Origin of the sequence: Capnocytophaga sp. oral taxon 324 str. F0483 (genome assembly GCF_000318315.2) — a bacterium.
Classification (GTDB): Bacteria; Bacteroidota; Bacteroidia; order Flavobacteriales; family Flavobacteriaceae; genus Capnocytophaga; species Capnocytophaga ochracea.
This window is the reverse complement of sequence record NZ_KB291538.1, coordinates 1-4152: the sequence shown is the minus strand read 5'-3', so window position 1 is coordinate 4152 and position 4152 is coordinate 1. Positions and strand designations below refer to the sequence as shown.

4 protein-coding genes are annotated in these 4152 nt (G+C 41.2%); 2 read left to right on the top strand and 2 right to left on the bottom strand.

Annotated elements, in window-relative coordinates; all coding sequences use genetic code 11:
• The first annotated feature begins 492 nt into the window (after nucleotides 1-492).
• On the top strand, nucleotides 493-1155 hold the full coding sequence (gene deoC / locus HMPREF9072_RS11485) for a deoxyribose-phosphate aldolase (RefSeq protein WP_009411866.1): 663 nt from the start codon (nucleotides 493-495) through the stop codon (nucleotides 1153-1155).
• Nucleotides 1155-1919 (top strand): exodeoxyribonuclease III, encoded by a 765-nt coding sequence (locus tag HMPREF9072_RS11480; protein ID WP_009411865.1) that lies wholly within the window; start codon nucleotides 1155-1157, stop codon nucleotides 1917-1919. The genes deoC and HMPREF9072_RS11480 overlap by 1 nt, the downstream gene beginning before the upstream one ends.
• 66 nt (nucleotides 1920-1985) lie before the next feature.
• Here HMPREF9072_RS11480 and HMPREF9072_RS11475 read toward each other — a convergent pair whose 3' ends face one another.
• Entirely contained in the window at nucleotides 1986-3260 is a 1275-nt protein-coding gene (locus tag HMPREF9072_RS11475) for a HAMP domain-containing sensor histidine kinase (RefSeq protein ID WP_009411864.1), read from the bottom strand.
• Between the two features lie 2 nt (nucleotides 3261-3262).
• The gene (locus tag HMPREF9072_RS11470; protein WP_009411863.1) at nucleotides 3263-3934 is read right to left on the bottom strand and encodes a response regulator transcription factor; all 672 of its coding nucleotides are present in this window, start codon (nucleotides 3932-3934) and stop codon (nucleotides 3263-3265) included.
• Nucleotides 3935-4152 lie beyond the last annotated feature (218 nt).

The window sequence follows — 4152 nt, the reverse complement described above, 5'->3', positions numbered from 1 at the left end:
TACGAATCTTGGACGATTGGTATAGAAAGGATATGCAAATAATTGATTAATAGTGTAATACAACAATAATAAAAATGTTAAAAACGGGGTTTCGAGGCGAAAGAAAGAGAAAGAGGCACTAGGCCTTAGGCCATAGGCACTAGAAGGGAGTGTGACGGAAAAGGGAAGAAATGACGAATGATGAATGACGAGAAATGTGACGCAAAAGCAATCACAATATTGTAAATTAGAGATAATTACTCTTTTTAATCCTTAGATTCGCTTTACTATCTTTGTTGTTAGAAAAAAAATATCTACCTTTGCCAAAAATATTTAGAGCTACGTAGGCAGAAATTGTAAGATTTCAAACAGAAGTAAGTGCGTTAGACTTCCCTTTACTTACAACTATTAAGAAGAAAGTTGTAATAACACGAGTGCAAGAACAAATAAGAATTGACAAATAGAAAAGAATCGGTTGGACTCTTTTCAGTTTTAACTTTTAACTAAAACAATATGGAATTAAACAAACTAATTGACCACACGCTTCTAAAAGCAACGGCTACCATTGCGGATATTGAGACCCTTTGCAAAGAAGCAGTGGAGTACGATTTTTATTCGGTATGTGTGAATAGCTGTTATGTAACAACAGCTAAGAAATTTTTAGCAGGCACTGATATCAAGGTGTGTAGCGTGGTAGGCTTTCCCTTAGGAGCAATGTCGGCTAAAGCAAAATACTTTGAGACGGGTGAAGCTCTCTCTGATGGCGCCGACGAGATTGATATGGTGCTAAACGTAGGCTTGTTAAAATCTGGTGAAGTGAACAAAGTGTTAGACGAAATTATATCGCTGAAACGCTGTGTAGGTGAGAATAGAGTGCTAAAAGTAATCCTCGAAACCTGCTACCTCACTGACGAAGAAAAACGCTTGGCTTGCCGTATGGCTCTTGATGCTAAAGCGGACTTTGTAAAGACCTCTACAGGATTTGGCTCAGGAGGAGCTACCCTTGCTGATGTGAAACTAATGAAAGAATGTGTGCAAGACAAGGCAAAAATAAAAGCCTCAGGAGGTATACGCGACTACGAAACAGCTATGCAGTACGTGAACTTAGGGGTACAACGCATTGGCACATCGAACGGTATTGCTATCTTAAAAGGAGAAAAAGGAACGGGCTACTAATGAAAATTATCAGTTATAACGTAAATGGCATTAGGGCAGCGCTTACGAAAGGCTTTGCCGACTGGCTGAAAAGCGCTAACCCCGATGTGTTGTGCTTGCAAGAAATTAAAGCTACAGAAGACCAAATCCCTACGGAAGTTTTTTCGGAATTGGGGTATAAATATCAGTATTACCACAGTGCAGAGAAGAAAGGTTATAGTGGCGTAGCGATACTCTCTAAAATAGAACCTAAGCACGTGGAAGTAGGTACGGGTATCGACTATATGGACAGGGAAGGACGGGTGCTTCGCGCCGATTTTGAGACGCTCTCAGTAATGAGTCTGTACTTGCCCTCAGGTACAAACCCTGACCGTCTTGACTTCAAACTGACTTTTATGGCTGACTTTAAAAAGTACATAGACAAACTGAAACAGAAGATACCTAACCTCGTTATTTGTGGTGACTATAACATCTGTCACGAGGCGATAGACATTCACGACCCCATACGAAATGCCAATGTATCAGGCTTTCTTCCCGTAGAGCGCGAATGGTTGGATAAGTTTATGAAGAGTGGTTTTATTGATAGTTTTCGCTATTTCCACAAAGAAGCACATCAGTACTCGTGGTGGAGCTATCGTGCGAATGCTCGCAACAACAATAAGGGTTGGCGCATCGATTATCACTTGGTATCTACACCCTTAGAAAACCGTATGGAGCGCGCACTTATTCTCCCCGAGGCTAAACATAGCGACCACTGCCCTATTTTATTAATGATTAATGATTAGTGGTTAATGATTAAAGGCTGTCCGAAGAGTTTATGCTGTTATAGTTTTTCGGACAGCCTTTGTTTTTTATTTCTTCTTTAAAGTAAAACAGTGCATTTCCTCTTCAAAACTATACTTCACCTGCAATTGATAACTATCGGCGATAGACTTTACAATAGCTAAGCCTAAGCCGGTGGAAGTAGCGTCCTGTTGCCCTTTGTGGAAGCGCTGGAAAATCTTGCTGGGGTCTAAGCGTATTCCGTCTTTGGCAGTATTCTTCACTTGAAAACAGTTTTCTTCTAAACGGACTTGTATCTCCCTTCCCTTTTCGGTGTATTTAATGGCATTACGCAATAAGTTCGACACGAGTACCGTTGCTAAATCCTTATTCATTTCCACTTGAAAATCACTATCTTCTTTCACCGTAATTTTCAATTCTTTAAAGGCTATTAAATCACTGAGATCTTCTATAATAGTTGCTGTGAGCGCTTGAAACGATATGCTCTCAGCTTGCTTGTATTGGTGATTTTCTATGCGGGTGAGCATCAGTAGCGACTTGTTTAAGTGAGTCATTCGCATTAGCGACTGCTTGACTTCGCTGAGCTGAACTAATTGCTTTTCGGTCAGTGAAGGGTCATCGGTTAATAGTTCTAATTTGTTGAGAGTAATAGCTAAGGGTGTTTGCAATTCGTGTGAAGCGTTCTCAATAAACACTTTCTGTTCTTCAAATACCACTTCGTTGCGTTGCCACATTTGCTGGATATTGTCGTGCAACACGTTGAACTCAATTACATCGGTAACTATGGGCTGTAGTTTGGTTTTATTCTCTACTTCATATTGGCGAATAGCTGTGAGTATCCCCTTGAAAGGTTTCCATATTTTGTTGATAACTAACAGATTGACAAGATACATTGAGAGTACCAACACCACATACAATACCCCCAACGCAATGGCTAAATTGAACAACAAATCGTCTTTTTCTACCGTAGAGGTGCGTATTTCAAGCGTATAAGGGTTCATATCGCGGTCGTAGAAGCTGGTTTTGAGTACCCTATATGGCTCGTCTTCATCATCAAAAGGCATATAGAAAAGGGCATTGCTAAGGATATTATGGTCGGAGAAATCTTCTTGTGAGGGGTACACTCTAAAGTCCTCGATACCAAATTCATTTATCTTTAACAGTTCGGGGTGGCGAAGGATATTTTGAATAATAAGCGTCTTCTTGTCTTTCAGTCCGTCATCGATATTGTCGTACACCTCGTCTAAAATATAAGCGTAGAACACCGCCGTCCACACCGCCAAGATGAGCAAAAAGGTGAGTGTGAGGTAGCGCAAGGTGTAGTTTTTCAGTGATATTTTCATAGTTAAACCAATTTATAACCAATGCCATAAACCGCTTGCAGATCTATTTCGGCTTCGGCAGTTTTGAGCTTTTTGCGGAGATTCTTTATTTGCGAATAGATAAAATCGAGGCTATCCACTTGGTCGATATAGTCTCCCCAGACGGCTTCGGCAAGGGTAGTTTTCTCCACCAAACGTTCAGGACGAATGATAAAGTAATACAACAGGTCGTATTCCTTTCGGTTGAGAGTAAGCGTTGTATCGCCTACCTTCACGGTACGGGTTTCGGGGAAGAGCTGTACGTTTTTGAGGGTAATCACTTCTTCACCTTGCTGGTTTTTGCGCCGTATAATTGATTTGACGCGAGCCAAGAGTTCAGCGAGGTGAAAAGGTTTTGCAAGATAATCGTCAGCACCCTTTTCGAGTCCGAGCACCTTGTCCTCTACTGAGTCTTTCGCCGAGATGATAAGCACCGAATGGTTCTTTTTCATCGCCCTAAGCTCGTCGAGCAATTGCATACCGCTACCGTTGGGCAACATAATATCCAAGAGAATGCAATCGTAGTCGTAGTCGGCAAGTTTAGCTAGCCCCGAAGGGTAGTCTTTCGCTGTTTCCACCAAAAAGTGTTCTTGTTCGAGGAACTGTCGCAGGGTGAGGCGCAGTTCTTTTTCGTCTTCTATAATCAGGATTTTCATACGGGGGCAAAGATAATAAATAATTGCGAATGAAGAAATGATTGGGAAATGAGGAAATGAGGAAATGAGGAAATGAGGAAATTAGCAAATTAGAGAATGGGGTAAATACCAAAAATGCCAAAAATACTGATAATACCACCAAGGGAAATGGACGGGTCGGACAGGTTAGAGGAGGGATTGGAGAATTCGGAAGGAAACGGAGATTTTCAGAAGAAGGT

Coding starts and splice junctions, on each gene's coding strand:
- deoC (WP_009411866.1), top strand. CDS start 493: ATGGAATTAAACAAACTAATTGACCACACGCTTCTAAAAGCAACGGCT.
- HMPREF9072_RS11480 (WP_009411865.1), top strand. CDS start 1,155: ATGAAAATTATCAGTTATAACGTAAATGGCATTAGGGCAGCGCTTACG.
- HMPREF9072_RS11475 (WP_009411864.1), bottom strand. CDS start 3,260: ATGAAAATATCACTGAAAAACTACACCTTGCGCTACCTCACACTCACC.
- HMPREF9072_RS11470 (WP_009411863.1), bottom strand. CDS start 3,934: ATGAAAATCCTGATTATAGAAGACGAAAAAGAACTGCGCCTCACCCTG.